1 protein-coding gene and 1 pseudogene are annotated in these 2,709 nt (G+C 70.8%); both read right to left on the bottom strand.

Annotated features, from left to right (window positions below; genetic code table 11):
* Positions 1–169 precede the first annotated feature (169 nt).
* Positions 170–1,159, bottom strand: a complete 990-nt coding sequence (locus AB0M52_RS32950; protein WP_363961750.1) for a LacI family DNA-binding transcriptional regulator — start codon at positions 1,157–1,159, stop codon at positions 170–172.
* A 283-nt stretch (positions 1,160–1,442) separates the two neighbouring features.
* Positions 1,443–2,709: pseudogene (locus AB0M52_RS32945) on the bottom strand (family 43 glycosylhydrolase); the annotation flags it as partial.

Genomic DNA, 2,709 nt, shown 5'->3' with positions numbered 1-2,709 from the left:
CCACACCAGGCCCAGGCCGAACAAGTGCTCATCCGCCAGCGGCTACCCACCAGGAGTCTGCCTCACCCACCGGCCAACTCCCACAACTCATTAGGGCGGACAGGGAACAGCGGGTCCGGGACGGGCAGAGCAACACCAGCCGTGACGATCGAGCGCCGGCGGCGGGCGTTCAGCGGCGGGGCGGCGGGCCGACGCTCTGGCGGGAGACCAGCGCCGGCGCGATGGTCTCGCGCAACGCGCCACCGCTGACCGACTCGATCTGCGCCAGCAGCATCTCCAGGCTGGCCCGGGCCACCGCGTCGAAGTCCGGTCGCACGGTGGTCAGCGGCGGGATGAAGTACGCCGCCTCGGGCACGTCGTCGAAGCCGACCACGCTGATGTCGTCCGGCACCCGGCGGCCGTGCTCGTGCAGGGCCCGCAGCACACCGAGGGCGAGATGGTCGTTGGCGGTGAAGACCGCGGTGACGTCGGGCATCCGAGCCAACATCTGCCCGCACCGGTACCCGGCCGCCGCGGACCAGTCCGCCGGTACCAGCGGCGGGATCTCGGCTCCCGCCGAGAGCAGCGCCGCCCGCCAGCCGTCGATGCGGCCCGCGCTGTCGAACCAGTCGGACGGCCCGGACACGTGCCAGACCGTACGGTGACCAGCCGCGAGCAGGTGCTCGGTGGCGGCCCGGGCACCGGCGGCCTGGTCGACCGTCACCAGCGGCATCGGCCGGCGGGGATCCCCGTCGACGGTGACCAGCGGCACGTCCTTGGGCAGGCGCTCCAGCGCCTCCCCGGCCGACTCCACCGGCGCGATCACCACGATGCCGGCGACCCGGTGGGCCAGGTGCCGCTCGACCACCGCCGAGATCGACCGGTGATCGAGGTCGCGCACGCTGCCCACGCTGACCGCGAACCCAGCCTCGGCGGCCGTCTGTTCGAGGGCGGCGAGCAGGGACGCCGGGCCGTAGAGGGTGGTGTTCTGCGCGACCACGCCGATCACCTGCGAACGGCCGGTGACCAGCGCGCGGGCCGCCCGGTTCGGGCGGTAGCCGAGTTCGGCGATAGCCGCCTGGACCCGGAGCCGGGTCTGTTCACGCACGTTCGGGTGGCCGTTGAGCACTCGCGAAACCGTCTGGTGGGAAACACCAGCGAGGCGAGCCACATCGGTCATCGCAGGATCGCGTACGGCCATCTCACACTCCCGCATGCCGTGGGTCGCCGCGACCCGTCGACGCTGACCGGAGCGGCTTGGAACACGATCCTCTCTCGCGGCGCCACGCCGGCCCGTGCCCGCCCGGGGTGGATAGCGCTAGATCACGCACAGTCTACGCCAGCACCGACACCGATTGACGGAAGGTCAACGGGCGGGCGACGGATGTCGTCTCGCGGGCCTGCCCCGCACTCTGTCGGGAATGCGGGGCAGGCCGGTACGCGGGGTGGCGTCGGGATCGGGGTTACGGCGTGGCCAGCTCGAAGCGGCGCACGGTCACCGCCCCGCCGAGCGCCTGGGTGGCCTGGTTGAAGACGGCGAACCGGTACCCCATGAAGAACGTCCAGTTGTTGTTGAGCGTCAGGGCGTTGCCCAACGAGACGAAGTTGACTCCGTCGGTGCTGTACGAGAAGCGTGCCGGCCGGCCGGCGCCGGGTCTGATGTCGGCGTTGGCCCGCAGCCAGATCCGTCCACCGGAGACCGGGGCGCCGGCAACCTCGCTGCCGGTGCTGGTGGTGTCCCAGTTGCTGTTCATGCTCAACCCGTTGGTCATGACGACCCGGGTCGCCCCGTTGTCGCGTCGGACACCGATCCAGGCCGAGGCGTCGCGCAGCACGGCCAGCCCGGTCCGGTCACCGTCGCGCATCGTCGAGTAGTCGAGCTCGATGGTCGCCGTCGAGGTCGGCCCCTGGATGCGGTGGGTCACCGTGTTGCGGGCCCGGTAGAGGTCGTTGGTGACGGTCGCAGTCTGCAGGCGCAGCCCGTTTGTTCACCGACCACCGGCTGTTGTCCGGATTGTGGTTCCACTCCCACTGCGGGCCGAGGGTGGTGCCGGTGAAGGCGTCGACGCCGGTGAGCGGCTTGACCGGGCGCAGTGGCAGCGGGTTGGGGTAGTTCACGCCCCAGGCCCCGTTGACCGTCTGCACCTGCGGCCAGCCGTCGCTGGTCCAGGTGATCGGTGCCAGCGTCGGCATCCGCCCGCCGGGGTACGCGTCGGTGAACGCCAGGTAGTACCAGGCTCCGTTCTGGGTCTGCACCAGCCCGCCCTGGTGCGGCACCCCACCGCCGGAGATCGGGCCCGGCATGTTGAGCAGCACCTGTCGCTGCTCGTACGGGCCGAACGGGCCGTTGGTCGACTTCAGCACGTACTGGCCGTTGGCGGGACGGGTCAGCCAGATGTAGTAGGCGCCGCTGCGCTTGTAGAAGCGCGCCCCCTCCAGGGTGCCGATGCTCGACGGGGTCTGGTACACCTGCTGGGCCCGCACCTGGGTGCGCCCGTCCGCGGACAGCTGCGCCACGCTGATGGTGCCGTTGCCGTACGCGACGTACATGGTGTCGTCGTCGTCGATCAGCATCCCGGCGTCGTAGTAGCAGTTGGGGATGGTGGCGTGCCGGCTCCAGGTGCCGTCCACGGCGGCGGCGGTGTAGATGTGGGTCTGCGAGAAGTCGATGCACCCGGCCCAGTAGAACGTCCGGTTGCTCGGCCGGTAGTTCAGCGTGGAGGCCCAGAT

The organism is Micromonospora sp. NPDC051296 (assembly GCF_040682255.1).
Taxonomy (GTDB): Bacteria; Actinomycetota; Actinomycetes; order Mycobacteriales; family Micromonosporaceae; genus Micromonospora; species Micromonospora craterilacus.
The sequence above is the reverse complement of the archived record's forward strand: the minus strand, read 5'-3'. Positions and strand labels throughout refer to the sequence as shown.

Coding starts and splice junctions, on each gene's coding strand:
- AB0M52_RS32950 (WP_363961750.1), bottom strand. CDS start 1,159: ATGACCGATGTGGCTCGCCTCGCTGGTGTTTCCCACCAGACGGTTTCG.